27 protein-coding genes are annotated in these 26901 nt (G+C 67.4%); 19 read left to right on the forward strand and 8 right to left on the reverse strand.

The features are described from left to right. Positions 1-18 precede the first annotated feature (18 nt). Positions 19-1503, reverse strand: coding sequence for an MFS transporter (locus V1Y59_RS06925; RefSeq protein ID WP_330504079.1), 1485 nt, complete (start codon positions 1501-1503; stop codon positions 19-21). A gap of 264 nt (positions 1504-1767) precedes the next feature. Here V1Y59_RS06925 and V1Y59_RS06930 point away from each other — a divergent pair, with 264 nt between their 5' ends. Further along, positions 1768-2409: a TetR family transcriptional regulator gene (locus V1Y59_RS06930; RefSeq protein WP_330504080.1), complete on the forward strand. Its 642-nt coding sequence runs from the start codon at positions 1768-1770 to the stop codon at positions 2407-2409. 42 nt (positions 2410-2451) lie between these two features. Here V1Y59_RS06930 and V1Y59_RS06935 read toward each other — a convergent pair whose 3' ends face one another. Continuing rightward, positions 2452-2862: a hypothetical protein gene (locus V1Y59_RS06935; protein ID WP_330504081.1), complete on the reverse strand. Its 411-nt coding sequence runs from the start codon at positions 2860-2862 to the stop codon at positions 2452-2454. A gap of 272 nt (positions 2863-3134) precedes the next feature. Between V1Y59_RS06935 and V1Y59_RS06940 the strand changes: the two genes are divergently transcribed. Genes V1Y59_RS06940 through V1Y59_RS06950 form a run of 3 tightly spaced genes read left to right on the forward strand, consistent with a single transcriptional unit; the run spans position 3135 to position 5700 of the window. Then, positions 3135-3968, forward strand: coding sequence for a thymidylate synthase (locus V1Y59_RS06940; protein ID WP_330504082.1), 834 nt, complete (start codon positions 3135-3137; stop codon positions 3966-3968). After that, positions 3968-4477 carry a dihydrofolate reductase gene (locus V1Y59_RS06945; protein WP_330504083.1) on the forward strand — a complete coding sequence of 170 codons (510 nt, stop codon included), beginning with the start codon at positions 3968-3970 and terminating at the stop codon, positions 4475-4477. The genes V1Y59_RS06940 and V1Y59_RS06945 overlap by 1 nt, the downstream gene beginning before the upstream one ends. Beyond that, on the forward strand, positions 4474-5700 hold the full coding sequence (locus V1Y59_RS06950; RefSeq protein WP_330504084.1) for a winged helix-turn-helix domain-containing protein: 1227 nt from the start codon (positions 4474-4476) through the stop codon (positions 5698-5700). The genes V1Y59_RS06945 and V1Y59_RS06950 overlap by 4 nt, the downstream gene beginning before the upstream one ends. A gap of 3 nt (positions 5701-5703) precedes the next feature. Here V1Y59_RS06950 and V1Y59_RS06955 read toward each other — a convergent pair whose 3' ends face one another. Next, positions 5704-6717, reverse strand: a complete 1014-nt coding sequence (locus tag V1Y59_RS06955; RefSeq protein WP_330504085.1) for an NADP-dependent oxidoreductase — start codon at positions 6715-6717, stop codon at positions 5704-5706. A gap of 194 nt (positions 6718-6911) precedes the next feature. Here V1Y59_RS06955 and V1Y59_RS06960 point away from each other — a divergent pair, with 194 nt between their 5' ends. Beyond that, positions 6912-7676, forward strand: coding sequence for an HAD-IIB family hydrolase (locus V1Y59_RS06960; RefSeq protein WP_330432227.1), 765 nt, complete (start codon positions 6912-6914; stop codon positions 7674-7676). Between the two features lie 43 nt (positions 7677-7719). Here V1Y59_RS06960 and V1Y59_RS06965 read toward each other — a convergent pair whose 3' ends face one another. Beyond that, the gene (locus V1Y59_RS06965; RefSeq protein WP_431309121.1) at positions 7720-9468 is read right to left on the reverse strand and encodes an alkaline phosphatase D family protein; all 1749 of its coding nucleotides are present in this window, start codon (positions 9466-9468) and stop codon (positions 7720-7722) included. 311 nt (positions 9469-9779) lie between these two features. On the opposite strand from V1Y59_RS06965, the gene thyX reads away from it, so the two are divergent. The 6 genes from thyX to V1Y59_RS06995 all read left to right on the forward strand — a co-directional run bounded on the left by thyX (position 9780) and on the right by V1Y59_RS06995 (position 18511). Next, positions 9780-10532 carry an FAD-dependent thymidylate synthase gene (gene thyX / locus V1Y59_RS06970; protein ID WP_330432225.1) on the forward strand — a complete coding sequence of 251 codons (753 nt, stop codon included), beginning with the start codon at positions 9780-9782 and terminating at the stop codon, positions 10530-10532. Between the two features lie 289 nt (positions 10533-10821). Next, positions 10822-11793 carry an SMP-30/gluconolactonase/LRE family protein gene (locus tag V1Y59_RS06975; protein WP_330504087.1) on the forward strand — a complete coding sequence of 324 codons (972 nt, stop codon included), beginning with the start codon at positions 10822-10824 and terminating at the stop codon, positions 11791-11793. Between the two features lie 124 nt (positions 11794-11917). Beyond that, the gene (gene dapA / locus V1Y59_RS06980) at positions 11918-12826 is read left to right on the forward strand and encodes a 4-hydroxy-tetrahydrodipicolinate synthase (RefSeq protein ID WP_330432223.1); all 909 of its coding nucleotides are present in this window, start codon (positions 11918-11920) and stop codon (positions 12824-12826) included. Next, positions 12823-14793: an RNase J family beta-CASP ribonuclease gene (locus V1Y59_RS06985; protein ID WP_330504088.1), complete on the forward strand. Its 1971-nt coding sequence runs from the start codon at positions 12823-12825 to the stop codon at positions 14791-14793. Before dapA ends, V1Y59_RS06985 begins: the two co-directional genes overlap by 4 nt. A 67-nt stretch (positions 14794-14860) precedes the next feature. Further along, a complete protein-coding gene (locus V1Y59_RS06990; RefSeq protein WP_330504089.1) occupies positions 14861-15493 on the forward strand; it encodes a TIGR03085 family metal-binding protein in 633 nt (210 codons plus the stop codon). A gap of 90 nt (positions 15494-15583) precedes the next feature. Continuing rightward, complete coding sequence (locus V1Y59_RS06995) at positions 15584-18511, forward strand: FtsK/SpoIIIE family DNA translocase (protein ID WP_330504090.1); 2928 nt, start codon at positions 15584-15586, stop codon at positions 18509-18511. A 90-nt stretch (positions 18512-18601) separates the two neighbouring features. Here V1Y59_RS06995 and V1Y59_RS07000 read toward each other — a convergent pair whose 3' ends face one another. Further along, positions 18602-19024, reverse strand: a complete 423-nt coding sequence (locus V1Y59_RS07000; RefSeq protein ID WP_330504091.1) for an MmcQ/YjbR family DNA-binding protein — start codon at positions 19022-19024, stop codon at positions 18602-18604. Between the two features lie 79 nt (positions 19025-19103). Continuing rightward, entirely contained in the window at positions 19104-19232 is a 129-nt protein-coding gene (locus V1Y59_RS07005; RefSeq protein ID WP_330504092.1) for a hypothetical protein, read from the reverse strand. 37 nt (positions 19233-19269) lie between these two features. On the opposite strand from V1Y59_RS07005, the gene V1Y59_RS07010 reads away from it, so the two are divergent. Then, positions 19270-20391, forward strand: a complete 1122-nt coding sequence (locus tag V1Y59_RS07010; RefSeq protein ID WP_330504095.1) for a TerC family protein — start codon at positions 19270-19272, stop codon at positions 20389-20391. 32 nt (positions 20392-20423) lie between these two features. Here the strand turns inward: V1Y59_RS07010 and V1Y59_RS07015 are convergent, their stop codons facing one another. Together V1Y59_RS07015 and V1Y59_RS07020 are read right to left on the reverse strand one after the other, a co-directional pair. Next, the gene (locus V1Y59_RS07015) at positions 20424-20708 is read right to left on the reverse strand and encodes a YciI family protein (RefSeq protein WP_330504096.1); all 285 of its coding nucleotides are present in this window, start codon (positions 20706-20708) and stop codon (positions 20424-20426) included. A gap of 36 nt (positions 20709-20744) precedes the next feature. Next, positions 20745-21341 carry an amino-acid N-acetyltransferase gene (locus V1Y59_RS07020; protein WP_330504098.1) on the reverse strand — a complete coding sequence of 199 codons (597 nt, stop codon included), beginning with the start codon at positions 21339-21341 and terminating at the stop codon, positions 20745-20747. A 124-nt stretch (positions 21342-21465) separates the two neighbouring features. Between V1Y59_RS07020 and pgsA the strand changes: the two genes are divergently transcribed. From pgsA to V1Y59_RS07055, 7 genes are all read left to right on the forward strand, one after another. Then, positions 21466-22155, forward strand: a complete 690-nt coding sequence (pgsA, locus tag V1Y59_RS07025; protein WP_330504099.1) for a CDP-diacylglycerol--glycerol-3-phosphate 3-phosphatidyltransferase — start codon at positions 21466-21468, stop codon at positions 22153-22155. A 169-nt stretch (positions 22156-22324) separates the two neighbouring features. Continuing rightward, complete coding sequence (locus V1Y59_RS07030; RefSeq protein WP_330432213.1) at positions 22325-22681, forward strand: helix-turn-helix domain-containing protein; 357 nt, start codon at positions 22325-22327, stop codon at positions 22679-22681. A gap of 102 nt (positions 22682-22783) precedes the next feature. Beyond that, on the forward strand, positions 22784-23605 hold the full coding sequence (locus V1Y59_RS07035) for a PspA/IM30 family protein (RefSeq protein WP_330504100.1): 822 nt from the start codon (positions 22784-22786) through the stop codon (positions 23603-23605). A 61-nt stretch (positions 23606-23666) separates the two neighbouring features. Beyond that, positions 23667-24839 carry a glycosyltransferase gene (locus tag V1Y59_RS07040; protein WP_330504101.1) on the forward strand — a complete coding sequence of 391 codons (1173 nt, stop codon included), beginning with the start codon at positions 23667-23669 and terminating at the stop codon, positions 24837-24839. A 9-nt stretch (positions 24840-24848) separates the two neighbouring features. Continuing rightward, on the forward strand, positions 24849-25043 hold the full coding sequence (locus tag V1Y59_RS07045) for a DUF3046 domain-containing protein (RefSeq protein ID WP_330504102.1): 195 nt from the start codon (positions 24849-24851) through the stop codon (positions 25041-25043). A gap of 283 nt (positions 25044-25326) precedes the next feature. After that, a complete protein-coding gene (recA, locus tag V1Y59_RS07050; protein ID WP_330504103.1) occupies positions 25327-26370 on the forward strand; it encodes a recombinase RecA in 1044 nt (347 codons plus the stop codon). A gap of 8 nt (positions 26371-26378) precedes the next feature. Further along, positions 26379-26897 carry a regulatory protein RecX gene (locus V1Y59_RS07055; protein ID WP_330504104.1) on the forward strand — a complete coding sequence of 173 codons (519 nt, stop codon included), beginning with the start codon at positions 26379-26381 and terminating at the stop codon, positions 26895-26897. The last annotated feature ends 4 nt before the right edge of the window (positions 26898-26901 follow it).

Consider the following 26901-nt stretch of genomic DNA (forward strand, 5'->3'; position numbering starts at 1 on the left):
GGGGCTGTCCTTGCGCCGTCAGGCGGCCACGTGCACGGCGTTCTGGGTCTCGTCGCCCATGTCGGAGGCTCGCAGTCGGATCGTGGCGAGGGTTACCAGCAGCGCAAGCACGAAGAACCCTGCGCCCCAATAGAACGCGACGTCGTAGCTGTAGATGCTGGCTTCCTTGAAAGCCGCCGCGTCGACCGGAACGGGTTGTCCGCTCGCCGGGTCGACGGTCATCGCGCTGCCGGGGTGGCGGGCGAGCACCTGAGCGACAATCGTGCTCAGCAGCGCCAGCCCCACCGAACCGCCGATCTGCTGCCCCGTGTTGAGCAGGGCGCTGGCCACTCCCGCGTCGCGCTCCTCGATGCGGTGCAAAGCGACCGACTGCATCGACACGAAGATCAGACCCATACCGCCGGCGATCAGCACCTGACTGGGCAGCACAGTGCCCAACCACGTGCTGTTCGAGTCGAGTTGGGCGAGGTAGAGCAAGCCGACGATACCGAGCAGGGCGCCGGCGATGGTCGGTATGCGCGGGCCGATCCGGGGCAGCAGGGAACTCGCGATCCCGGCGGCGACGACGATCGCTGCGGGGAAGGGCAGGAACGCAATGCCGGCATCCAACGGTGAGTAACCCAGGGTGTTCTGTAGGTAGTAGCTCAAGAACATGAACACGGCGAACATCGGGATCGGGATGATCAGCGACAACAGGAACGCGCCGCCGCGGTTGATCTCACCCGGGATGCGCAGTGGCAGTAGCGGGTTCGCCGATCGCGCCTCGATGTAGACGAATGCGGTGAGGAGCGCGGCGGACAGGACGAACAGTGCGATCGTCGACACCGACGACCAGCCCACCTCCGCCGCACGGGTGAACCCGTACACCAGGCTGATCAGGCCGATCGTCGCCGTGATCGCGCCCGGGATGTCATAGCCGTGCCGGCGCTCGGTCGGACGGTCGTGGGTGACCAGCAGCAGCGCGCCTACTGCCGCGATCACCGCGATCGGAGTGTTGACCAGCAGCGTCCACCGCCACGAGAAGTACTCGGTGAGTGCACCGCCGGCGATCAGGCCGATCGCCGCCCCGCCGCCGGAGACCCCGGCGTACACGGCGAATGCCCTCGCCCGTTCCTTCTGTTCGATGAACGTGACCGTGATGAGCGACAGCGCGGCCGGCGCGAGCACCGCCGCGAATGCGCCCTGCAGTGCACGCCCGCCGAAGAACGAGAGGCTGTCCCACGCCAGGCCGGCGAGCGCCGAGGATGCGGCGAACCCGACCAACCCGATCAGGAACATGCGTCGGCGGCCGAGATAGTCGGCCAAGCGGCCGCCGAGGAGCAGCAATCCGCCGAAGATCAGCGTGTAGGCGGTCATCGCCCACTGCCGATTCGCGTCGGAGATCTCCAGATCGACCTGGGCAAACGGTAGGGCGATCGTGACGATGGTGGCGTCGAGCACCACCATCAACTGGGCCAGGGCGATGATGCCGAGCGCCCACCACCGCCGGGGGGAACGATCCACTACGACACGGGAGCCGTCGTCGACATGGTCTGGTGGGAATGGTTGGAGGACTGGGGTTTCCGTCATGGCGAATTCCTGAGCTCGTGAGGATGGTCCGGCGAGCCAGGATCGCAACATCGGGGGACTGGCGGTCGCCGCGAACAAGAGCAATAATGGCAGAGTCAGACAGAAGTCGTCAACAGACAAAAGCGTGTAGGAGACAATTGACCTGAAATGCCTGTTTGGTTACCGTCCGGTGACGTCGGCCGGATACCATCCCGAATCATGGACTGTCCGACCGAGAAGCTGGGACTGCGCGAACGCAAGAAGCTGCAGACCAGGTCCGCGTTGATCACCGCTGCACTGGAACTGTGCGACCGTCAGGGATTCGACGCCACGACAGTGGAGCAGATCGCCGACGCCGTCGACATCTCGCCACGGACGTTCAACCGATATTTCGCGACCAAGGAAGAGGTGGTCCTCGGTCCGATCGAGGAGATGGTCACCGCGGTCGTCGCGGCACTGGATTCGCAACCACGCACCGGCAACGAACTGCAGGCGCTGTGCGACGCGCACGTGCAGGTGTTCACCGAGGCTCTCGACGAGGAGTCACCCTCACCGCTGTTCGACCAGTTCATGGTTATGAACAGGATCGTTGCGAGCTCGCCCGCGGTACGGGCACGTAGCGTCGAGATGGGCGAGTGGAAGACCCAGTCGATCCGCCGGAAGGTCGCCGAGCGGATGGAGCTCGAGGAGACCGACCTGCGGGTGCGGGTGGTGATGTCGACGTACGGCGCGTTGATGCAGCTGGCGATGGATCAGTGGCATCAGGGTGCGGAGCCGACCGATCGAGCGGCGATGAAAGAATGCGTGCAGGCCATCGAATCGACCTACGAGACTTTTCGGACAACGGTGCCGGGCTCGTAGCCCGGCCGGTGTCGCCCCTGCGCGGGCGGCGGGTGCGTCAGGTCAGCGCAACGGATCGCCTGCCGGGAGTAGTGACTCCCGGCACAGCCCGGTGTTGAGGACACGGGCGGCGTCGCGGGCGAGGTCGGCGTCGTAGAACCCGACAACCCGCTCATCGGCATCCGATCGCACCTCGTAATGACGGGATCCGTGGCTGTCCTCGACAGTGGCGACGCGATATGCGCGCAGGTCGAGTGCGTACAGCGCCGAGGCGCGATGGCCGCGAAGTGCTGCGGTGATGGATTCGTCGGGCAGGCCGGCGACGCGGGCGAACTGCACCATCTCGGAGATGGAGGACGTCAGATCCTCGATCTCGGCGGCGGGTACGCGGGTGTCCTGCGCCGCGGCGCGGGCCCGGCACGACGTGCGGGTGATGTGCGAGATCAGCGAGGATGCGTGTGTGGCGTGGTTCACGGGGGTCTCCAGTACCTGCGGTGTCCGGCCTTCTGGGTGATCGGGCCTGTGAATGATCGGGCCTTGTGGGCTGATCGGGCGTGGGTGGCTCGGTACACGTGCGTTGGGCACCGAAGACACCACGGTATGCACTGCACGCCCACGTGGCACGCATTGCGCGGGCATCTCACAACGATCCTCAGCCGGTGCCTTGCGACACATCGGGGCCGAGGCAACACGATGTGTCGTGTCTGCGGGACGATGCGTCCTCCCCATTACCTACACTTGCAGGCGTGAGCACGGCGATCAGCGAGACCACCGCGACCGGGGCGATCCCGACACCCTACGAGGATCTGCTGCGGCTGGTCCTCGAGTCGGGTACACCGAAGTCCGACCGGACCGGAACGGGAACCCGCAGCCTGTTCGGTCATCAACTCCGCTACGACCTCGCCGTCGGGTTTCCGCTGGTCACCACCAAGAAGGTGCACCTGAAGTCGATCGTCTACGAGCTCTTGTGGTTCCTGCGCGGCGATTCCAATGTGCGGTGGCTGCAGGAACGAGGAGTGTCGATCTGGGACGAGTGGGCCGACGCCGACGGGGACCTCGGGCCGGTCTACGGGGTGCAGTGGCGCAGCTGGCCCACGCCCTCCGGTGAGCACGTCGACCAGATCTCGGCGGCCTTGGAACTGCTCAAGACCAATCCCGACTCGCGACGCAACATCGTGTCGGCGTGGAACGTCGGGGAGATCCCGCAGATGGCGCTGCCGCCCTGTCATGCGTTCTTCCAGTTCTATGTCGCCGACGGGAAACTGTCCTGCCAGCTCTATCAGCGCAGCGCGGATCTGTTTCTCGGGGTCCCGTTCAACATCGCGTCGTACGCACTGCTGACGCACATGATGGCCCAGCAGGCCGACCTCGAGGTCGGCGAGTTCGTCTGGACCGGCGGTGACTGCCACATCTACGACAACCACGTCGAGCAGGTCAGGCTGCAGCTCTCCCGCGAGCCCTTCGCATACCCCACCCTGCAACTCCGTCGGCGGGAGTCGATCTTCGACTACGAGTACGACGACATCGCGGTCGTCGGGTACGAATCCCATCCGGGCATCAAGGCGCCGGTGGCCGTCTGATGGTCACCACCGTCACGTTGCTGTGGGCGCAGGACCGCGTCGGTGCCATCGGACGCGGCAACACCATCCCGTGGCATGTCCCCGAGGACATGCGCCGATTCCGGGACCTGACCGGAACCGATCCGGTGGTGATGGGGCGCAAGACCTGGGAATCGTTGCCCGACCGGTTCCGGCCGCTGCCGGGCCGGCGCAACGTCGTCGTCACACGCTCGACGACCATGCAGCTCGAGGGCGCCGACGTCGTCGACTCGCTCGACGCCGGACTCGAACTGATCGACGGCCCGGCGACGATCATCGGCGGCGGGCAGATCTACGAGACCGCGATGGGCCACGCCACCCACCTGCGGGTCACCGAGATCGACGTGCTGGTCGAGGGCGCCGACACCTTCGCGCCCGAGATCGACCCGTACGTCTGGGACACCGACGAATCGGGGGAGTGGCTGACGTCGTCGACCGGAGTCCGGTATCGCTTCGTCGACTACGTCCGACACGCGCTCGTGCGCAGATGACACGCGCGCTCTCCGGCCGGCAGGCGCGGCGGATCGCCGTGGCCGCACAGGGATTCACCGATCGACGACCTGCCGGTGAGGCCACCGCGGCACACCTACGACGGGTGGTCGGCCGCACCCGCCTGATCCAGATGGACTCGGTGAACATCGCGGTCCGAGCCCACTACATGCCGATGTTCAGTCGCCTCGGTGCGTACGACCGCAACATCGTCGATCGCGCTGCCTGGCGCCCGCGACGACCCGGCGCGCGGCTGCTGGTCGAGTACTGGGCACATGAGGCGGCTCTGATCCCGGTGCAGGACTGGCCTCTGTTCGGCTGGCGCAGAGATGAATTCCGAAACGGCCGATATCGGTACACACGTGATGTCATGGCCCGAAACGGGGAACTCGCCCGCGACGTGCGCGCGATCATCGTGGAGTACGGTGCGAGCACCCCGCGTCAGATCGAGGATCATCTCGGCATCGAACGCGCACAGGGCATTCCCGGAGGCTGGTGGCATCGTGGTGAGGTCAAGCATGTGTGCGAGGCGATGTTCGCCGCCGGTGACCTGTCCGCGGTGCGCAACGAGAACTTCGTGCGCCACTACGATCTCGCCGAGCGCGTGGTGGACTCCGAGCACCTGCACGACCTCGACAAGACAGAAGCGCATCGCGAACTGGCACGGCGGGCAGCGAGATCACTGGGTGTGGCGACTCTCGCCGATATCGCCGACTACTACCGCACCAAGACCGCCGACATGCGCCCGGCGATCGCCGACCTCGTCGACTCCGGTGAACTGACACCGGTCGCGGTGGACGGCTGGCGCGACCCCGCCTACCTCCACATCGACGCGGTCATCCCGCGGCGCGTCGAACGCAGCGCCATCCTGTCCCCGTTCGACCCGTTGGTGTTCTACCGGCCTCGTGCCGAGCGGCTCTTCGATTTCCACTACCGCATCGAGATCTACGTACCCGAGCACAAACGGGTACACGGCTACTACGTGCTGCCCTACCTGCTCGGCGACGACATCGTCGCGCGCGTCGACCTCAAGGCCGACCGGAAGGCGGGGGCGCTGCTGGTCCTCGCCGCCTTCCTGGAGCCAGGTCGACCCGAAGACGTTGTCGCGCAACGCCTGGCGGTCGACCTCGACGAGATGGCGTGCTGGCTCGGCCTCGACCGGGTCGAGGTGTCGCGGCGGGGCGACCTGTCCGCGCCGCTGCGCGCCGAGCTCGCAACCAGGTGAGAGTCAGCCGATCCGCACGACCATCTTGCCGGTGTTCTCGCCGCGCATGAGGCCCAGAAATGCGTCCACCGCGTTCTCGATGCCGTCGACCACGGTTTCGTCGTACACCACCTCGCCGTTCGCGAACCAGGTACCCATATCGGCGTTGAAGGCCTCGGCCCGGTCGAGATGGTTGCCGATCGTGAAACCGGTGAGCGTGAGGCCCCGGGTGATGATGTTGGCAATGTTCGACGGACCAGGAGTTCGACTCGTCGCGTTGTACTGGGCGATCGCACCACACAGGGCAGCGCGGCCGCCGTCGTTGAAGGAGTCCAGCGCGGCTTCGAGGTGATCGCCACCCACATTGTCGAAGTAGACGTCGATACCGTCCGGTGCCGCCTCTCGGAGTTGTTTGCGCACCGGCGCGTTCTTGTAGTCGAAGGCGGCGTCGTAGCCGTAGCGTTCGGTCAACACCGTCACCTTCTCCGCGGACCCGGCCGAACCGATGACGCGCCCGGCGCCCTTCAGGCGCGCGATTTGGCCGACTGCGGTCCCGACCGCACCGGCGGCGCCCGAGACGAACACCGTGTCCCCGGGCTGCATTCGCGCGATGTCCAGAAGACCCACGTACGCCGTGAGACCGGTCATACCGAGCACACCGAGGAACACCGAGGACGACGCACCGCCGGGAGGCTCAGGGAGGGCGCGGAAGCCGCTCGCGTCCTCCTGGACCACGTCTCGCCAACCGAACTGATGGCTGACCAACGTACCCACGGGCAGGTGCTCGACCGTGGACTCGACGACGCGTCCGACAGCACCGCCGGTCATCGTCTCGTCCAATCCGAACGGTGGGATGTAGCTGCGGGTGTCGATCATGCGGCCGCGCATGTACGGGTCGACGGACACGAACTCGTTGACGACACGGACCTGGCCGGCGTCGAGATCTCCGTACTCGACGGTGACCGTGCGGAAATCGTCGTGGGTGGGCCAGCCGTGCGGACGTTGTGCGAGCTGGATCTGGGTGCTGGTGTGCGACATCGAACGCCTTCCCACGTGGTGAACGGACCATTCCACCCTAGGTCTTGAAAATGACATGTCCCCGGAGGCCGATTCACGGTCGGGCCGCGACGTGATGTCGGTCAACCACGCTGTACGTGTGCGGGCGCGTGATGACATGCTGCAGGTCGACACAATTGGCGTCGCGCAGCGGCGGGCGATCGGGGAGGCGGACGATGACGGTTTCGTACCAGGGCAGGGACTACGCGTTGGTGATGTTCGATCTCGACGACACCCTCGCCCCGTCGAAGAGCCCGCTGCCCGATCCCATGGCCGCCGTTCTCGCGCGCATGCTCGACGACACCTTGGGATGCGTGATCTCCGGCGGGCGCTTCACCCAGTTCGAGAAGCAGGTCATCGGTCGACTGGGCGAGTTCCGCGGGGCCGGGAACCTCCACCTGATGCCCACCTGCGGAACGCAATATGTGCGCTGGTCGGGAACCGAGTGGGAGACCGTGTACGCCGAGTACCTCACCGACGACGAGAAGAAGCGCACCCTCGACGTTCTCGAGACCGGGGCCAAGGACCTCGGCCTGTGGGAATCGGAGACGTGGGGACCGATCCTGGAGGACCGCGGCAGTCAGATCACCTTCAGCGCGTTGGGGCAGACGGCGCCCGTGGATGCCAAGGCCGCTTGGGATCCCGACGGGGCGAAGAAGGAGTCGTTGCGCGCCTACGCGGCCGACCGTCTGCCCGACCTCGAGGTCCGCAGCGGGGGGTCAACATCGGTCGATGTCACCAAGAAGGGCATCGACAAGGCCTATGGTGCCCGCAAACTCATGGACATCCTCGGCCTCGGCGTCGACGACATCCTGTTCTTCGGTGACCGTCTCGACGAGGGCGGCAACGACCGTCCGGTCCTCGATCTCGGGATCACCTCGATCGCCGTCGAAGGCTGGGAGGACACGTACGCGAAGTTGTCGGCCATCGTCGACGGGTGAGCGGCCCGCCGACTCACTGCCGGAAGCCGCCGGCAAGCGACGGTCAGTCCGCGGTCCCGCCGACCGGCTGCACCTGCTGACTCCCGGATGCGACCCGGAACGACCGCGCGTGGTAGCGGCCGGTCCGGGGATCGGTCTTGTCCCGAACGAAGTACCAGTCCATCTGCGCCGCGGTCGGCGTGACGGTCAGCACGGCGTAGCCGTGCGCGTCGAAGTCATTCCAGCGCACATGCCGGTTCGCGGTCATGATGGCCGCCGGAACCGCATTGCCCACAGTGTGTTCGGGCACACCGAGGATGTCGTCGACGTTGGATGATGTCACCGACGGCACGACGAGTTCGGTGGCGACGGTGCCGGCAGCCGGGTAGCGGGCCGCGTCGACGGGGACATCGCAGGCCCAGGAGGAGTGGATGTCGCCGGTGATGAACACGACGTTGTCGACGCCGCCGTCGCGGATGGCGCCGAGTAGGCGGTTGCGGTCGGCGGTGTAGCCGTCCCATTGGTCGGCGTTGTACGGGATGCCTTCCCGGGGCAGGTCGAGCACCTCGGTGAGCGCGGCGGTGTTGCGCGCATCGAGCGGCGGAATCAGGACCGGCGAGATCATCACCGAGTTGCCGACGATTCGCCAACGAGTCGTCGAGGATGCCAGACCGTCTGTGAGCCAACGCATTTGCGTGGCTCCGGTGATGGTTCGCCCGGGGTCGTCGACTCGCCTCGACGTCGAGGAGACCTCCTGGTCGCGGTAGGTGCGCAGATCCAGCATCGACAGTTCCAGCAGGCTGCCGAATCGCAGGCGCCGGTACAGATGCCGGCCGTTGCCGGACGCGGCGGGACGTACCGGCATCCACTCGTAGTAGGCCCGTTCGGAGGCGGCCTTGCGGGCGGCCCACGACCCTTCGGTCGCGTCATGATTCTCGGCCCCACCCGACCACGAGTTGTTCGCGGACTCGTGGTCGTCCCAGGTGCAGATCCACGGGACGGTGCGATGCAGTTCGGCCAGATCGGGGTCGGTCTTGTACTGCGCGTGCCGAATTCGATAATCCCGCAGGGTGATCGTCTCGTTGGCCGGCTGGGTCTGCCGGATCACGCCGCCCGAACCGCTGTACCCGCCGGTCTCGTACTCGTAGAAGTAGTCGCCGAGATGCACGATCGCGGCCAGGTCCCGGTGGGTGCCGAGGTGCCGGTATGCGCCGAAGTATCCCGCCTCCCAATTGGAGCAGGACACGACGCCGAACCGCACCCGGCTGACGTCGGCACCCGGTGCCGGAGCGGTACGGGTGTGCCCGACCGGCGACACGGAACCCGCCGCCGGGCCGGAGGTCACGCGGAACCGGTAGGCGTAACGCGTGTTCGCCGACAATCCGGTGACGTCGACCTTCACCGTGTGATCCGACTCCGTCGATGCGGTGACGGAACCCGATGCGGTCACCGTCGCGAACGAGGTGTCGGTCGCCACCTCCCAGGTGACGTCCGACGCGGGCCCGAGACCGGAGCCTGGACGCGCGGCAGGCGTGGGTGTGACGCGGGTCCACAGGATCACACCGTCGGGCAGGGGATCGCCGGAGGCGACGCCGTGGGCGAAGACCGGGGTGGGCGCCGCCGATGCCCGGCCGGCTGCGGCGAACGGGAGCGCGGCGCCGGCCACGGCGGCACCCGCGAGGAACGTCCGCCGGGAGGTACCTGTGCCGGACGACGACGTGCCGGTCGAATGAGCTGAGATGACGAACCCCCCGCATCGTGGTGAGACCGGCCCGGGCGGGCCGAGACCTGTGGCTGCAGTGTCGCCGAACATCATGCGACACCGAAGGCGGCGACGCGAGCACAGTACATGCTCGCCTCGGGTCGCGTACTGCGGATTTGCCACTGAGTTGCCGAACGTTCACCGACCGTCGAACCGGGGAGCAGTGGCGGCCACGTAGGCGGAGACGGATCGGGTGACCGCCGCGACCGCCATCGCGGACCAGCAGGCTTCGGCGACGAGTTCGTGGACCCCTCGTCGACCCCGTCGCGGGTTGAGCTGCCCGACGTCCGATACTGAGGGACAATCGACGGTCCGACCCGCCGACCCGAGGGTGCGCCGTGCAGACGTGGTGAGGAGAAGACGTGTCCGAGCTGGTACCGCTGAAGGTCCAGATGGTGGCCTCGACCGAGTTCACGCCGCCGCCCGACGTCGACTGGACCACCGACGCCGACGGCGGTGAGGCGCTGGTCGAGTTCTCCGGCCGCGCCTGCTACCAGAGTTGGGACAAACCGAACCCGCGAACCGCCACCAATGCGGGGTATCTGCGCCACATCCTCGAGGTGGGTCACACCTCGCTGCTCGAGCATGCGTCGGTCACCTTCTACATCACCGGGATCTCCCGCTCCTGCACTCATGAGCTGATCCGTCACCGGCACTTCTCGTACTCGCAACTGTCCCAGCGGTTCGTCCCCGAGCATGACGCGAATGTCGTCGCACCGCCTGCCATCCGCGGGGATGCCGAACTCGAGACGCTGTTCACCGAGGCGACCGATGCCAGTCGCAAGGCGTACTCCGAGCTGCTCGATGCCCTCGAAGCCAAGTTCGCGGACGTCCCGAATGCGATTCTGCGCCGCAAGCAGGCCCGGCAGGCCGCGCGGTCGGTGCTGCCGAACGCCACCGAGACCAAGATCGTCGTCACCGGCAACTACCGGGCCTGGCGGCATTTCGTGGGCATGCGGGCAACCGAGCACGCCGACGTGGAGATCCGGCAGCTCGCGGTGGAATGCCTGCGTCAGCTGATGAACGTGGCGCCGACCGTGTTCGGCGACTTCGAGATCGGGACGCTCTCGGACGGCACCGAGGTCGCCACCTCCCCGTTCGTGCTCGAGGGCTGACCCAGGCGGCGAGCGCGCGCGACGGCGGCGATGGTGGCCGTCTCAGCGGGCCGTGGCTGTGCCGCCGGACACATTGCGGCAGCGCATCGTTCACCGTGATGTCGTCTGCGTGTTCGACCCGGTTCTGACGTGGGCCTGATGTCGGGAATCAAATCATGGGACGTCGCGTCGACGCGGCGTTCTGAACGACTCGAATCAGGCTGCATCAGGGGGAGAAATGTCTGTAATGACCGTTGTGGGGGATGGCCGTGCCGGCGCGAGGCGAGGCAGGCGGGCACAACGTCGGGTGATGACGTCGATCGCCGCGGGATGCGTTGCCGCCTTCGCCGCGACCGTCGTGGCCGCGCCGGGCCATGCGTCGCCCGTCGACGCGCAGACGCATCGGGCCACATCGATGCCACCGTGTGCGCAGGCTGGGCCGCCGAAGGTGCTGACCCAGGACATCGCCACTTTCGAAGGTGGTGACTTCGACGACAAGGGGCGCATGGTCGTCTCTAACTGGCTCGGTTCCAACATGCATCGGATGGACAAGCCGGGCCGCACCCATGTCATCAATCCGTTCGTGCTGTTTCCGCTGGGCGTGGTGAACAACCGCGACGGCCGGATGGTGGTGGGGAACGGGATCACCACCCTCACGCCGTTCAGCCAGTTCATTCCCAGTGGGCAGCTGATGAGCATGCATCCCGACAACGGCAGTTTCCAGGGCTACGCGCGGCAATTCGTCTCGCAGGGCAACGGATTGACCCGGGGTCCGGACGGCAGCATCTACGCCTCGAACGACCTCGCGGCGTCGCTGGACAAGATCCTGCCGAACGGACACGTCATCAAGGGCTTCTACCAGGGCAGTGGGACCAACGGCGGAACAGTCAGCAGGGACGGCACGACCTTGTACGTGACCGAGACGTTCACGGCCGACGCGAAGGTCATCGCCATCGACACCACGACCGGGCGGGGTCACGTGTACTGGCGTCCCCCGGCGCACCTCACCCTGGCTCATCTCGATGACGTCAAACGCGACGGCGCGGGCAATCTGTATGTGGCCGCGTGGGGCGCGGGTCAGGTCTGGCGGATCTCGGCCGACGGACGCTCGGCCTGTGTCCTCATGGCCGGTGAACTGCTGCCCGCCGGGCTCGTCGTCGGCAAAGAGGGAACACGCTTTGCCCCGCACAGCCTGTTCGTGCTGACCCACGGTGGCCGGATTGTCGAGATTCCACACGCGGTGCCGACGCCGCGGGCAGCGACCACGTCCGCCGCAGGTTAGTCGACAGCGCCGCCACCTCGGCTTTCGTCAGGCTTTCGGCTGACTTTCGTCGCCGAGGGGCGGCGCCGCGACACAGTGCGCCCACACGCGAATGCGCCCTGCGGAGAAGGTAGCCTTGAGCACCATGAACGCAGGCCAAGACCAGCCGCAGGAACACCCGTTCGGGACCGTCGCCGTCGCGATGGTGACCCCGTTCACTCCCGAGGGCGCGCTGGATCTGGACAAGGCCGCAGAACTCGCCGACCACTTGGTGTCCAAGGGGTGTGACGGTCTGATCGTGTCCGGCACGACAGGCGAGTCGCCCACGACGACCGTGCCCGAGAAGCTCGAGTTGCTTCGCGTGGTGCTCGACGCCGTCGGGGACCGGGCCCGCATCACCCAGGGCGCCGGCAGCTACGACACCGCGGAGAGTGTCCGATTCTCGATCGAGGCGGAGAAGGTGGGCGCGCACGGGCTCCTCGTCGTCACGCCCTATTACTCGAAACCGCCGCAGGCGGGGCTGCTCGCGCACTTCCGGACGATCGCCGACGCCACCGATCTGCCGGTCCTGCTCTACGACATCCCGCCCAGGTCAGTGGTCCCGATCGCGAACGAGACGATGTTGGCGCTCGCCGAGCATCCGCGCGTGAAGGGCGTCAAGGACGCCAAGGGTGATCTGCACTCGGCGGCCGGGATCATCGCCTCCACCGACCTCGAATACCTGTCGGGTGAGGATGCGCTGAACCTGCCGTGGCTGTCCGTGGGTGCCACCGGATTCGTCAGCGTGATCGGCCACCTGGTCGCGGATCGGTTGCGGGAGATGCAGATCGCATTCGAGAAGGGTGACATGCGGACCGCGCGAGAACTCAACACGTCGATGTTGCCGCTCGTGAACGCCATGGGCAGGCTCGGCGGTGTGTCGATGGTGAAGGCGTCCCTGCGCATCCTCGGTCTGGACGTCGGGCACCCACGGCTCCCGCAGGTGCCCGCGAGTGGTCCGCAGATCGAAGCGCTCATCGCGGACCTGCGTGCGGCGGGTGTCCTGACCCGATGAGCGAACCGACGCGCCGTCGCCGAGCCGCCCGCCGACAGGCCGGACCTCCCGTGCAGCCCGACGAACATCCGGGCGACGGAAGCTCGAAGACGCAGTCCCAGGGTCGTAACCAGTCCCAGGGTCGCAGCCAGTCGCAGGGTCGCAACCAGGAGCCCAAACACGCTGCCGCGCGGCAGGATCGACCGCAGCCCGCCGCATCGCGGTCGGGTGGGGGACGTCACGAGCGCCGAGATCGCCGCGGCGACAACCGCGGTCGTGGACAGCAGCCCGAGTCGGTGCCGGCGGTCGACCGCCTGGGCACACCGCCGCGGGCCCCGCGCAACGGTCTACGCGTCGTCGCGCTCGGCGGCATCGGCGAGATCGGCCGCAACATGACCGTGTTCGAATACGGCGGTCGTCTGCTGATCGTGGACTGCGGTGTGCTGTTCCCCGAGGATGCACAGCCCGGCGTCGATCTCATCCTTCCGGATTTCACCTACATCGAGGACCGGATGGACGACGTCGACGCGATCGTCCTCACCCACGGCCACGAGGATCACATCGGTGCGGTGCCGTTCCTGCTGCGGCTGCGCAGCGACATCCCGGTGGTCGGCTCCAAATTCACCCTCGCCCTCGTCGAGGCAAAGTGTCGTGAACACCGTCTGCGCCCCAAGCTGGTGCAGGTCACCGAAGGCGAGCGGACGACGCACGGCCCGTTCGATTGCGAGTACTTCGCCGTCAACCACTCCATCCCGGACGCGATCGCGGTGGCGATCCGCACCGGCGCCGGGGTGGCGTTGCACACCGGCGACATCAAACTCGATCAGCTGCCGCTGGACGGACGACTGACCGACCTCGCCGGATTCAGCCGACTCGGCGACGAAGGTGTCGACCTGTTCCTGGTCGACTCGACCAACGCCGAGGTGCCCGGCTTCGTGACCCCCGAGCGGGAGATCGGTGGCGTCCTCGACCAGGTGATCGGACGGGCACGGCAGCGCGTCATCGTCGCGTCCTTCGCCAGCCACGTCCACCGCATCCAGCAGATCGTGGACGTCGCACACGCACACAACCGTCGCATCTGCTTCGTCGGGCGCTCGATGGTGCGCAACATGCAGATCGCGCAGGACCTCGGCTATCTGTCGGTGCCCGACGGCGTGCTCGTCGATCTCGACACGGCCGCAACCCTTCCGGACCATCGACTGGTGCTGATCTCGACCGGCTCGCAGGGCGAACCGCTCTCCGCGCTGTCGCGGATGGCGCGTGGCGAACACCGGCAGATCAACATCCGCGCCGACGACCTCGTGGTGCTGGCGTCGTCGTTGATCCCGGGTAACGAGAACTCGGTGTTCGCTGTGGTCAACGGGCTGGCGAAGCGTGGTGCCACGGTGATCACCCAGCAGAGCGCGAAAGTGCACGTGTCCGGCCACGCCTCGGCCGGTGAGTTGCTGTACCTCTACAACGCCGTCCGTCCCTCCAACGCGATGCCCGTCCATGGCGAGTGGCGACATCTGCGGGCCAACGCGGCGCTCGCGGTGGCGACCGGGGTGGCCGAGGATCGGGTTGTCCTCGCCGAGGACGGTGTGGTGGTCGACCTCGTCGACGGCCGCGCCCAGATCACCGGCCGCGTACCCGTCGGCCACGTCTACGTCGACGGTCTGTCGGTCGGTGACGTCGGAGAGTCGACGCTGTCGGAACGCCTGGTGCTTGGGGAGGGCGGTTTCATCGCCATCACCGTCGCGATCGACGCGGCCACCGGACGCGCCGTGAGCACACCGGAGGTGTCCGGTCGAGGGTTCTCCGACGACCCGGACGCCCTCAAGGCCGCCGCGGACCTGGTCGACCAGGCGCTCGACTCACTCGCCGCCGAGGGCATCACCGACGCCCATCGGATCGCGCAGACCATCCGGCGCACGGTCGGTCGGTGGGTTGCCGAGACGTATCGGCGACGCCCGATGATCGTGCCGACGGTGCTCGCCGTCGGTTCCTGAGCCGTCCGGTTTGCGCGACCGAATCGCGTCACCCCGGCTTGGTGTCGACGGACGCTACGGTGGTCGGGTGAGCCTCGCACAAGCCGAAAGAGCAGCCCTCGTCGACACCCTGCGATCCGTGGGACCCGACGCCCCCACCCTCTGTGCCGGCTGGTCGGTCAAGGATCTCGTCGCTCACCTGGTGGTACGCGAACGCCGACCGGACACCGCCCCGGGGATCATGATCCCCGCGTTCGCCGGCCACACCGAGAAGGTTCGCGCCGCGGCAGTCGACGAACCATGGGATGAGCTGCTGGACAAGCTCGCCGGCGGGCCCCCGATGTACTCGCCGCTGAAGCTCGTCGACCGGTGGGCCAACCTCGCGGAGATGTTCGTGCACCACGAGGACGTACTGCGCGGAGCTGCGCGCCCGGACCAGACCTGGACGCCGCGTGAACTGTCCGACGAACTGCAGCAAGCGCTGGTCACGCCTGCGAAGTCGATGAGCAGGATGACCCTGAAGAACTCGCCCGCGCGCGTCACCCTCCGCACCCGCGACAGCCGCGACCTGGTGACGCTCGGCGCCGGGGAGGAGGTCACCGTGATCGGCACTCCCGGCGAGCTCGTGCTCTTCGCCTTCGGGAGGTCGCCGGTCGACGTCGTCTTCAAAGGCGACGAACGGGCGGTTGCCGCCGTCCGCGAGGCCAAGCGCGGGCTCTGAACGCCCCGGCACATCACGAATCCGACACGCACTGCAGTTACCAGTGTTGCCCATGTGACTGGCGTGGCCGTGGACGACTAGTCTGTCCGCATGGCTTCGAAAGCAACCGCCGGTGCCCGGAAGAAGGGCACCACGACCAAGGCGCCGGCCCGTTCGCGCGCCGGATCGGCGAAGTCGGGTGCACGGGGGACACGGGCCGGTAGTGCACGGAGTTCCACATCGCGGGCGACGGCGGGAACCGTGCGGACCGGTTCCTCGCGACGCTCCGGGGGCACGCAGACGACGTCGCGCCGCCGGACGCAGCAGGCCGACGCTTCCGCGGACATCCACCGGCGGTCCATGGCGGCGAGCGGCGCATCCGCGGTCGGCCGCGGACTGGGTGCGGGGTGGTCGCTGATGGCGCGCGGAGTCGGCGGCCTGGCCCGCGTCGGCGGGGGACCGCAGCCGCGCACGGCGGGGACCGCGGCGGGCGACGTCGCCGAGATGGACGTGGACCCGGTGGACGCGGACAGCGTCGACGACGGATTCGATCTCGACGGTCCGATCGTCGAGGACATGCCCGATCGCGGCGCGCGCGCTCATCGGCGACCGGCGACCGGCGCCGCGCGGGACCTGAGCGGGCACACGCACCGGCGTGACGGTGCGGCACTGGCGGTCCTTGCCGCGGGTCTGCTCGTCGGCGCCAGCGTGTGGTTCGGGGCGGCGGGACCGGTCGGTGCCTTCATCGAAGCGCTGTGCCGGGCCATTCTGGGTTCCGCCTCGGTGGTGGTGCCCATCGCGCTCGTGGTGCTGTCGATCGTGCTCATGCGCCGCCCGCCGAACCCGCAGCAGCGGGCCCGCTACCTCGGCGCCGGACTTCTGATCGTGCTCCCGGTCCTGGGTCTGGTCCATCTCGTCGCGGGGGCACCGGTGGATCTGCCCGGACGCTCGTCGGCGGGCGGATTCCTGGGATTCGCGGTCGGCACCCCGTTGACCGACGGTGTCACGGCGTGGATCTCGGTGCCGATTCTGGTGCTCTGCATCGCCTTCGGCGCACTGATCCTCAGCGGCAAGACCGTTCGCGAGGTGATCGACGCCGTCGTCGGCTATCTCGGACTCGGCCGTGACCAGTTCGTCGACGACGTGGCGCCCTGGGACGACCTCGACGCGGACGATCTCGACGCCGAAGGCTCCGACGCCGTTGGTTCCGATGCAGATGACCTCGACGGCGGGGCAACCGAGGTCCTCGAGACCGGGTCGCGCTACTCCTCGGACCCGTACGACAACTATCCACCCGACCTCGACCCCGTACGACCGGGACGCCGCCGGCGACGTCCGGTCGATCCCGACGTCGACGCGGCCGATTTCGCCGCCGCGACCACCGTGCCCTTCGACGACGAGGTCACCGAGCAGATCGGTCGCGACGAGCAGGAGCCGGCGCCCGCCAGATCCCGCAGGAGTCGCACGAAGCGCGAGGCGGACCAGGCGCCGGCCGCCCCGGCCGAGCCCGAGGTGGGTGCGGAGGGGCTGATCGACCGCGCCGGCGACGGCGAGTACCAGCTCCCGCCGTCGACCCTGCTCGTCGACGGCGATCCACCGAAGCAGGGCAGTCGTGCCAACGACGACATGATCGACCGCATCACCGGTGTCATGGAGCAGTTCAAGATCGACGCCGCCGTCACCGGCTACACCCGGGGACCCACGGTCACGCGATACGAGGTCGAGTTGGGTCCCGGCGTGAAGGTGGAGAAGATCACCGCGCTGCAGCGCAACATCGCCTATGCCGTGGCCACCGACAACGTGCGTCTGCTCGCACCGATCCCGGGCAAGTCGGCGGTCGGCATCGAGGTGCCCAACAGCGACCGTGAGATGGTGCGTCTGGCCGACGTGCTCAAGGCGCCGAAGACTCGTAAGGACACGCATCCGCTCGTCATCGGTCTGGGCAAGGACATCGAAGGCGACTTCGTCAGCGCCAACCTCGCCAAGATGCCGCACCTGCTCGTCGCCGGTTCGACCGGCTCGGGTAAGTCCAGCTTCGTCAACTCGATGCTGGTGTCGCTGCTGTCGAGGGCGACACCGGACGACGTGCGGATGATCCTGATCGACCCCAAGATGGTGGAACTGACTCCCTACGAAGGGATTCCGCATCTCATCACCCCGATCATCACGCAGCCGAAGAAGGCGGCCGCGGCGCTGGCGTGGCTGGTCGAGGAGATGGAGCAGCGCTACCAGGACATGAAGGCGTCGCGGGTGCGCCACATCGACGACTTCAATACGAAGGTCCGGTCGGGGGAGATCACCACCCCGCTGGGCAGCGAGCGGGTGTACACGCCGTACCCGTACATCCTGGCCATCGTCGACGAGCTCGCCGACCTGATGATGACCGCCCCGCGCGATGTCGAGGACGCGATCGTCCGGATCACGCAGAAGGCACGTGCCGCGGGCATCCACCTGGTGCTGGCCACCCAGCGTCCCTCGGTCGACGTCGTCACCGGTCTGATCAAGACGAATGTGCCGTCGCGGCTGGCGTTCGCCACGTCGTCGCTGACCGACTCGCGCGTGATCCTGGACCAGCCGGGGGCCGAGAAGCTCATCGGCATGGGTGACGGCCTGTTCCTGCCGATGGGCGCGAACAAGCCGATCCGTATGCAGGGTGCGTTCATCACCGACGAGGAGATCGCCGCCGTCGTCGACTACACCCGCGAGCAGAGCGAACCGGAGTACACCGAGGGCGTCACCACCGCCAAGGCCGGCGACAAGAAAGAGATCGACGGCGACATCGGCAACGATCTCGATGACCTGCTGCAGGCCATCGAATTGGTGGTGTCGAGCCAGTTCGGTTCGACGTCGATGCTGCAGCGCAAGCTGCGGGTCGGGTTCGCCAAGGCGGGACGACTGATGGATCTGATGGAGACCCGCGGCGTGGTCGGGCCCAGCGAGGGCTCCAAGGCACGCGAGGTGCTGGTGAAGCCCGAGGACCTCGCCGGGGTGATCGCGTCGATCACGGGTGGCGGCGCGGATGGTGGCGACGCGGAGTAGATCCCAACCGTTCCTGAGGTGTGAGGAGCCCTTCGTGACGGCCCTCCGCAGGCTCCGGGCCCCTCAGGGACCGGATGGTTCGGATCGGTGCTAACCCAGCCCGTGCTCGGCCAGCCACGCCTGCGCCCGCCGGTTCGACGCACGACACAGCCACGCATCCTGGATCACCTCGGCGAGTTCGTCGCGGGTGAGTTCGCCGACCCGTGAGGTGCGCAGCAGGACCGACAGATGACCGTCAAAGTGCGGTGTGGTGAAGAACGGTGAGTCCGCGTCCTGGACCAGCGCGAGCTTGTCGGCTTCGGAGGCCACCCAGATGACCACGACGTCGTCGTAGCGTTCACCGGTGTCCGGGTCGACGGCATCCGGCCGGGGCGTCCGGAAGAACACGAACGATTTGCTGCCGACCTGGTACACGGGCCGATCGGTGTGATTGCCCGCGTCGGTGACATGGGGCATACCGGTCGCGACGGCATGGATGTCGTCGACGGACGCCGGGCGCGTCGAGCGCGGCATGGTCGCAACCCTACGCGCACGTGTACTACGCTGGGCGACGATCGAAGAGGGGAGTATCCCCAACCCTGCGGCGTCTCCGTCAGTACGGCCGCTGCCCGGTGCGACGCCGATCGTCGTCGCCGGGAGCGACCCGGATTCGTCGGTCGGGAACCTTGTTCGCACGATGGCAGCGCGGCGGCGAGATCCCGGCGGGAGAGACCTCTGGCATCGCAACCGTAGTGCTGCGCGCTGGAGGAGATCGCCCCATGGATGTATCGGTAACCGTCTGGATCGTCACCTGTGTGGTGATAGCCGGACTCTTCGTATTCGACTTCTTCGCACACGTCCGGGTGCCCCACGCCCCGTCCATCAAGGAATCCGGATCCTGGTCCGCGGTCTACATCGGAATCGCGATCCTGTTCGGACTCTTCGTCTGGTGGCAGTGGGGCGGCACCTACGGCGGTGAGTACTTCGCCGGCTACGTCACCGAGAAGGCGCTGTCGGTCGACAACCTGTTCGTCTTCGTCATCATCATGTCGAAGTTCGCCGTGCCCAAGGAGTATCAGCAGAAGGTGCTGCTGCTCGGCATCGTGATGGCACTCATCATGCGCGCGATCTTCATCGCTGTCGGCGCCGCGGCCATCAATGCCTACGCCTGGATCTTCTATCTGTTCGGCGCCTTCCTGATCTACACCGCGATCAAGCTGGTCAAGGAGAGCGACGACCCGGTCGAGCACGAAGAGCAGCGGGAATCGCGATTGGAGCGTTTCGTCAAGAATCGCTTGCGCACCACCGACGATTACGACCGCGACAAGCTGTTCACCCGCGTGAACGGCAAGCGGATGGCCACCCCGATGCTGATGGTCCTGATCGTCATCGGCTTCACCGACCTGCTGTTCGCGTTTGATTCCATTCCGGCCATCTACGGTCTGACCCAGGAGCCCTACCTGGTGTTCACCGCGAACGCGTTCGCCCTGATGGGTCTGCGCCAGTTGTACTTCCTGATCGGCGGCCTGCTGGACCGGCTCGTCTACCTGTCCTACGGACTCTCATTCATCCTCGCGTTCATCGGTGTGAAGCTCATCCTGCACGCCCTGCACGAGAACACCCTGCCGTTCATCAACGGTGGCGAGCACGTCTCGGTGCCCGAGGTGTCCACGCCGGTCTCACTGGGCGTCATCATCCTCACGCTGATCATCACCACCGTGGCGAGCCTGATGAGCTCGAAGAAACCGGCAGCGAAACAACCGGCCACGGCGGAGTCGGCGGAGTCGGACGACCCGCCGTCGGAAGGCCAGTCACCATCCGACACCCGGCCATCGTCGGATGCCCGGTCGCCGTCGGATCCCCAGACGTCGTCGGAGACCCGACCGCCGTCGGACACCTGACGCCGGCTTTCCGGTCTCGGGCACGGACGGTGTCAGGAGTCGAACGGCCCGTATACCTGGGTCCACTCGACGACCCGGACGCCGTCCACCGCCCGGTGGGCGTTGAACGGGTCGTTCGCCAGGAACGCCTCGGCGCCGTCGAGTGAGTCCGCGCGGATGAGGATCAGGGCGCCGGAACCATCGGGATAGGGCCCGCAGGTCAGCACGTTCCCGGCGCGGAACTCCTCGCCGAGCCATTCCCGGTGCAGCGGCCGGTACTCGTCGCGCACGGCCGCCTTCGCCGGCTCATAGCGGTAGTGGACTGCGAAGATCGCCATGATCTGCTCCCGTCGGGATCGGTTCGGGGGTGTCAATCAATCGAGCGAGGCCAGCATGCGGGTGTTGCCCAGGGTGTTCGGTTTGACGTAGCTCAGGTCGAGGAACTCCGCGACGCCCGTGTCGTAGGACCGGCACATCTCCTCGAACACCTCGCGGGTGACCGGGGTGCCCTCGATCTCGCGAAATCCGTGGCGGGCGAAGAACGACGTCTCGAAGGTCAGCACGAACACCCGGGACAGTTGCAGATCCCGGGCGACGTCCATCAGTCGCGCGACCAGCCGGTGGCCGACGCCCCGGCCCGCGAACGAGGTGTCCACCGCAACCGTCCGGACCTCTCCGAGATCGGCCCACAACACGTGCAGGGCACCACAGCCGACGACCACACCGTCGCGGTCGGCCACCCAGAACTCCTGAACCGACTCGTAGAGCGTCACGAGGTTCTTCTCGAGCAGAATCCGGCCCGCGTACTGGTCGATGAGTTCCTTGATCCGCGGGACGTCAGAGGTGCGTGCCCGGCGGATCGTCACATCGCCTTGTTCGCCGCGACGAATCGAGTCCGTGCTTGCCGCACTCGATTCCGGAGGATCAGAGGCCGGCGTGGGCGACGCCGGCTCAGGGGCGACAGGGGGCATGGGACCACACAGTAGTACCGATCGCGACCCGGGCGCACGGAGCGGCAACCCGGGGCAGATACGCTGGAACCGTGCGTGAGCAGTATCGCCGGGTCAGGACGCGGCCACAGCGGATCGGGGCATCATGACCGAACGCATGCGTCGCGCCGTCGAGGAACACGGTCTCGCCGGGGCCGGTCGCGGACCGGACCACATCACCGATCCGGTCGACCCGGTGCCGGTGGTCAACATCGCCAATGCGCTCACGGTGTTTCGAATCCTTCTCGTTCCCGTGTTCGTCGCCGCGCTGTTCATCGGAGGCGGCCACGACACCGCCTGGCGGATCGCCGCGGCGGTCATCTTCGGGATCGCAGCCATCACCGATCGATACGACGGTCGGCTGGCTCGCGAGCGGGGACTGGTCACCGATTTCGGCAAGATGGCCGATCCGATCGCCGACAAGGCACTCATCGGTTCGGCGCTCGTCGGACTCTCGATCCTCGGGGACCTGTCCTGGTGGGTCACCGCCGTGATCCTGATCCGCGAACTCGGCATCACCGCGCTGCGGTTCTGGGTGCTGCGTCACGGCGTGATCCCCGCCAGTCGCGGCGGCAAGTTGAAGACGCTGCTGCAGGCCGTCGCGATCGGCCTCTATCTACTTCCCCTCGCCGGTGCCTGGCAGGTGGCCGCAGCGATCATCATGGGGGCCGCGGTGCTGGTCACCGTGGTCACCGGCGGCGAGTACGTCTGGCAGGCACTGGTGTTGCGGCGTCGCGCGGCGCCCGGCCGATCTCGTCGGACGGGCGGCAGCCCCGCGGCATCACCGCGTCACTGACCGGCCCGCCGGATGTTCGCCCTCGGCGCAACACGTCGCCGGTGGGGCCACGCGGCAGCCGTCGGATTCTTCGACTACTGTCGTCGGCACGGACGACGCGTCTGAATCGTCGGGAACTCCCGGCGGCGTCCGGCCGTTGTCCAGACTGCGAGCAGTGAGGAGGACCTCGATGGCAGTGCTACTGCGTGAGGCGCTGGGCGACAGCCTGCGCCGGGTGCGTACCGCGCAGGGCCGCACCCTGCGCGAGGTGTCCACCGATGCCCGTGTCAGCCTCGGATACCTCTCGGAGGTCGAACGGGGTCAGAAGGAGGCGTCGAGCGAACTGCTCGCCGCGATCTGCGATGCGCTCGATGTCGAGATCGCCGAACTCCTGCTCGACGTGGGGCACGCGATGCTCCCAGCCGGCAGCGAACACCTCGTGGGTGCCGCGGATGCCGTGGCCGCCGGCGAGATGGGTGTGCTCGACGCCAAGGTGGTCATCCCGGGCCCCGCAGGTCGCGCCGAGTCGGCGCTCGCCGCGGCCTGAGGTCGGCTGCACAGACGACGCGACCCATCGCCCCGCGTCGCTCACACCGGCTAGATTGGTAACACACCGCCCGAACACCGGACTTTGGAGTTGACTCGAAGCATGGCGAACCCGTTCGTGAAGTTGTGGCGCTACCTGATGGCACTCGGCAACGCGAAGATCGACGAGAACGCGGACCCGAAGGTCCAGATCCAGCAGGCGATCGAGGACGCGCAACGCCAGCATCAAGCCCTGTCGCAGCAGGCCGCGTCGGTCATCGGAAACCAGCGCCAGCTGGAGATGAAGCTGAACCGGCAGCTCGAGGAGATCGAGAAGCTGCAGGCGAACACCCGACAGGCACTGACCCTCGCCGATCAGGCCACATCGGCCGGCGATACGCAGAAGGCCCAGGAGTACACCAACGCCGCCGAGGCGTTCGCCGCGCAGTTGGTGACCGCAGAGCAAAGCGTCGAGGATCTCAAGGTGCTGCACGACCAGTCGCTGCAGGCGGCCGAGCAGGCCAAGCAAGCCGTCGAACGAAACGCGATGATGTTGCAGCAGAAGCTGGCCGAGCGTTCCAAGCTGCTCAGCCAGCTCGAGCAGGCCAAGATGCAGGAGCAGGTCAGCGCGTCGCTCAACCAGATGAGCGAACTGTCGGTCCCCGGCAACACCCCCAATCTCGACCAGGTCCGCGACAAGATCGAACGTCGCTACGCCAACGCCCTCGGTCAGGCCGATCTCGCACGCAACAGCGTGCAGGGCCGCATGCAGGAGGTGGAGCAGGCCGGTGTCCAGATGGCCGGCCACGCACGCCTCGAGCAGATCCGGGCCAGCATGTCCGGCGGTGCGCTGCCGTCATCGGAGCCGGCGGCACAGCCCAACGCCCAGCCCGCGCAGCCGACGAGTCAGCCGGCCACCGAGCAGCCCCCGCAAGCGGGAAACTGAGACAGCCGGGCAACTGAGAACACCACCGCAGAAGACCTCCCACCAGCGTGGGAGGTCTTCTTTGCGCATCGCCATCGTCGCGGGACCCGATGCGGGACATGCGTTTCCGGCATTCGCGCTCGCCGAGCGCCTGAACGCGGCCGGCGTCGATTCGATCGTCTACACCGGTGCCCGGTGGTGCGCTCCCGCGCTGCGGTGCGGTATCGACGTCGCAGAGTTACCCGGGCTCGCCGCGGTGGACGGCGACGACGACGCGGACGCCGGCGCCAAGCTCAGTCGTCGGGCCGCGCGGATCGCGGTGGCACTGGCACCACAGCTGGCCTCGGCCGGTGTCGATCTGGTGATCTCGGACGTGATCACGGTGGGCGGCGGCTGGGCCGCCGAACTCGCCGGCATCGACTGGATCGAACTGTCGCCCCATCCGCTCTACCGGCCGTCACGCGGACGCCCGCCGATCGGCGCGGGACTCGAGCCCGGGGTCGGTGTGCGTGGCCGGCTGCGCGACGCGACCATGCGTGCCGCCACCGGACGGTCGCTGCGGATGGGGGAACGGCAGCGGTCCCGGGCACGCGCGGAGATCGGTCTCACCGGTGCGGCCAGCGTTCCGATCGCCCGGTTCGTGGCGACCCTGCCCGCGCTGGAGGTGTGGCGCCCGGACTGGCCGTCGGACACCCATCTGATCGGACCGCTGCTGTGGGAACCCACCGACGCCACCTTCGTCCGCCCGTCGACGGCGGGTCCGCTCGTGCTGGTCGCGCCCTCCACCGCGACGACGGGAACCGCCGACCTGGCGTCCACCGCGCTCGCCGCGCTCACCGAGACGTCGCTCGGAATGACTGTGCGGGTGGTGGTCTCGGCGCTGGAACGACCTGACGGAGTGGCGGAGTCGGAGCGGGTGGTGGTCGGTGACGCCCGCCAGGACGAGATCCTGCGGGACACCTCACTGGTCATCTGCGGAGGCGGGCACGGGATGCTGGCGAAGGCGTTGTCTGCGGGTGTCCCGGTGGTCACGGTGCCCGGCGGCGGCGATCAGTGGGAGCTGGCCAACCGCGTGACGCGGCAGGGCAGTGGACTGCTGGTGCGGCCGCCGACGGTGGAATCGATGGCGCTCGCAGCGCGTCGGGTGCTCACCGACCCGGGGTTCGCCGCAGCGGCACGCGACGTGGCGGCGTCGGCGATCGGGGTGGTGGACCCGGTGCGGATCGTGCGCGAGGTGATGCGGCGTCGTGGGTAGGCTGGCCGCGTGCGTCTGACGGAGTTCACCGAACTGATCACCGCCGAGTTCGGGGAGCGGTCTGCGGATTCGATCCTCGTCGACCACGTCCTGATCGAGTTCGGCGGGCGGACCGGGGCCCAGGCGATCGAGGACGGGATCGATCCGCGGGACGTCTGGGTGGCCATCTGTCGCGACTTCGACGTGCCTCGCGAACGTTGGTGATCCGCAGGCGTGTCACGCTTGCCATCGAACACATGTTCGTCCATTCTGGGTGTCAGAGGGAACCAGGTTCGGTCCGGCTGCGTCATAACAACGGGACCACAACCACGGGACCCGAGTGAAGACGGCGAACTCACGAACACACCGACGAAATGTTGTCAGGCCCGAATCCGGCAGACACCCGATCTGTCAGACCCCACCGCTAGCGTGCACATCACGTCAGCCACCACCGCAGACCCCACAATCCACGGCCGGGACACCGGTCGAGAGTTCGGAGGAGAATCCCATGGCAGCAGCACCGCAGGATCGGGAGAAGGCCCTCGATCTGGCTCTCGCGCAGATCGACAAGAACTTCGGCAAGGGCTCGGTGATGCGGCTCGGCGAGGAGACCCGCCAGCCCATCGAGGTGATCCCCACCGGTTCCATCTCGCTGGACGTCGCCCTCGGCATCGGCGGGCTCCCGCGTGGCCGGATCATCGAGGTCTACGGCCCGGAGTCCTCGGGTAAGACGACCGTGGCGCTGCATGCGGTCGCCAATGCCCAGGCGCAGGGCGGGATCGCGGCGTTCATCGACGCCGAGCACGCCCTCGACCCCGACTACGCCGCCAAACTCGGTGTGGACACCGACGCACTGCTGGTGTCGCAGCCCGACACCGGTGAGCAGGCACTCGAGATCGCCGACATGTTGATCCGCTCCGGTGCACTGGACATCCTCGTCATCGACTCCGTGGCCGCACTGGTGCCCCGGGCCGAGATCGAGGGCGAGATGGGTGACAGCCACGTCGGTCTGCAGGCGCGACTGATGAGTCAGGCGCTGCGCAAGATGACGTCCGCGTTGAGCAACTCCAAGACGACGGCCATCTTCATCAACCAGTTGCGTGAGAAGATCGGCGTCATGTTCGGCTCGCCGGAGACCACCACCGGCGGCAAGGCGCTGAAGTTCTATTCGTCTGTCCGGCTTGATGTTCGGCGCATCGAGACGCTCAAGGACGGCACCGACGCGGTCGGCAACCGCACCCGGGTGAAGATCGTCAAGAACAAGGTCGCGCCGCCGTTCAAGCAAGCCGAGTTCGACATCCTCTACGGCCATGGCATCAGCAAGGAGGGCTCGCTCATCGACATGGGCGTGGCCGAAGGCTTCATCCGTAAGTCCGGTTCATGGTTCACCTACGAGGGCGATCAGCTCGGCCAGGGCAAGGAGAACGCCCGCAAGTTCCTGATCGAGAACGACGACATCCGCGACGAGATCGAGAAGAAGATCAAGGAGAAGCTCGGCATCGGGGCAGTGGTCGATGCCGATGACGTCGCACCGGCGCCGGTGGAGTTCTGATCCAGGAGATGACCGGCACCCCGGACCCCGAGGAACGGACCGGACCCAGCGCATGGGACGCGGCACTCCGACTCCTCGGGGTCCGCGCCCGTTCCCGTCAGGAGATGATCGACCGGCTGTCGCGCAAGGGTTTCGACGAAGACACCGTGGACGACGTGATGGGTCGGCTCGACAAGCACCACCTGCTCGACGACGAGGAGTTCGCCGCCGAATGGGTGCGCTCACGGCACGCGCATTCCGCCCGGGGCCGAGTCGCACTGCGGCAGGAGCTGCGTGCCAAAGGCATCGACCCCGGTGTCGTCGAGACGACGCTGGCCGAGCTGGACCCCGCAGACGAACGTGCCGTCGCCGCCGAACTGGTCGCCAAGAAACTCACCCCGGGCCAGATCGACCGGCTGCACCGCGACCCGAGTACACGCGACGCGGTGTTCCGGCGGCTCGCCGGCATGCTGATGCGGCGTGGCTACCCGCAGTCGATGGCCATCGAAGTGGTCACCGACGCATTGGACACGGCCACCGCACGGTGACAAC

The sequence above is a fragment of the Gordonia prachuapensis genome (assembly GCF_036350515.1).
Classification (GTDB): Bacteria; Actinomycetota; Actinomycetes; order Mycobacteriales; family Mycobacteriaceae; genus Gordonia; species Gordonia prachuapensis.

What these genes read in the sequence shown, in the direction of transcription:
- V1Y59_RS06930 (WP_330504080.1), top strand. Translation starts at nt 1,768, where the DNA reads ATGGACTGTCCGACCGAGAAGCTGGGACTGCGCGAACGCAAGAAGCTG.
- V1Y59_RS06945 (WP_330504083.1), top strand. Translation starts at nt 3,968, where the DNA reads ATGGTCACCACCGTCACGTTGCTGTGGGCGCAGGACCGCGTCGGTGCC.
- V1Y59_RS06950 (WP_330504084.1), top strand. Translation starts at nt 4,474, where the DNA reads ATGACACGCGCGCTCTCCGGCCGGCAGGCGCGGCGGATCGCCGTGGCC.
- V1Y59_RS06955 (WP_330504085.1), bottom strand. Translation starts at nt 6,717, where the DNA reads ATGTCGCACACCAGCACCCAGATCCAGCTCGCACAACGTCCGCACGGC.
- V1Y59_RS06960 (WP_330432227.1), top strand. Translation starts at nt 6,912, where the DNA reads ATGACGGTTTCGTACCAGGGCAGGGACTACGCGTTGGTGATGTTCGAT.
- V1Y59_RS06965 (WP_431309121.1), bottom strand. Translation starts at nt 9,468, where the DNA reads ATGTTCGGCGACACTGCAGCCACAGGTCTCGGCCCGCCCGGGCCGGTC.
- V1Y59_RS06975 (WP_330504087.1), top strand. Translation starts at nt 10,822, where the DNA reads ATGACGTCGATCGCCGCGGGATGCGTTGCCGCCTTCGCCGCGACCGTC.
- dapA (WP_330432223.1), top strand. Translation starts at nt 11,918, where the DNA reads ATGAACGCAGGCCAAGACCAGCCGCAGGAACACCCGTTCGGGACCGTC.
- V1Y59_RS06985 (WP_330504088.1), top strand. Translation starts at nt 12,823, where the DNA reads ATGAGCGAACCGACGCGCCGTCGCCGAGCCGCCCGCCGACAGGCCGGA.
- V1Y59_RS06995 (WP_330504090.1), top strand. Translation starts at nt 15,584, where the DNA reads ATGGCTTCGAAAGCAACCGCCGGTGCCCGGAAGAAGGGCACCACGACC.
- V1Y59_RS07000 (WP_330504091.1), bottom strand. Translation starts at nt 19,024, where the DNA reads ATGCCGCGCTCGACGCGCCCGGCGTCCGTCGACGACATCCATGCCGTC.
- V1Y59_RS07005 (WP_330504092.1), bottom strand. Translation starts at nt 19,232, where the DNA reads ATGCCAGAGGTCTCTCCCGCCGGGATCTCGCCGCCGCGCTGCCATCGT.
- V1Y59_RS07010 (WP_330504095.1), top strand. Translation starts at nt 19,270, where the DNA reads ATGGATGTATCGGTAACCGTCTGGATCGTCACCTGTGTGGTGATAGCC.
- V1Y59_RS07015 (WP_330504096.1), bottom strand. Translation starts at nt 20,708, where the DNA reads ATGGCGATCTTCGCAGTCCACTACCGCTATGAGCCGGCGAAGGCGGCC.
- V1Y59_RS07020 (WP_330504098.1), bottom strand. Translation starts at nt 21,341, where the DNA reads ATGCCCCCTGTCGCCCCTGAGCCGGCGTCGCCCACGCCGGCCTCTGAT.
- pgsA (WP_330504099.1), top strand. Translation starts at nt 21,466, where the DNA reads ATGACCGAACGCATGCGTCGCGCCGTCGAGGAACACGGTCTCGCCGGG.
- V1Y59_RS07030 (WP_330432213.1), top strand. Translation starts at nt 22,325, where the DNA reads ATGGCAGTGCTACTGCGTGAGGCGCTGGGCGACAGCCTGCGCCGGGTG.
- V1Y59_RS07035 (WP_330504100.1), top strand. Translation starts at nt 22,784, where the DNA reads ATGGCGAACCCGTTCGTGAAGTTGTGGCGCTACCTGATGGCACTCGGC.
- recA (WP_330504103.1), top strand. Translation starts at nt 25,327, where the DNA reads ATGGCAGCAGCACCGCAGGATCGGGAGAAGGCCCTCGATCTGGCTCTC.
- V1Y59_RS07055 (WP_330504104.1), top strand. Translation starts at nt 26,379, where the DNA reads ATGACCGGCACCCCGGACCCCGAGGAACGGACCGGACCCAGCGCATGG.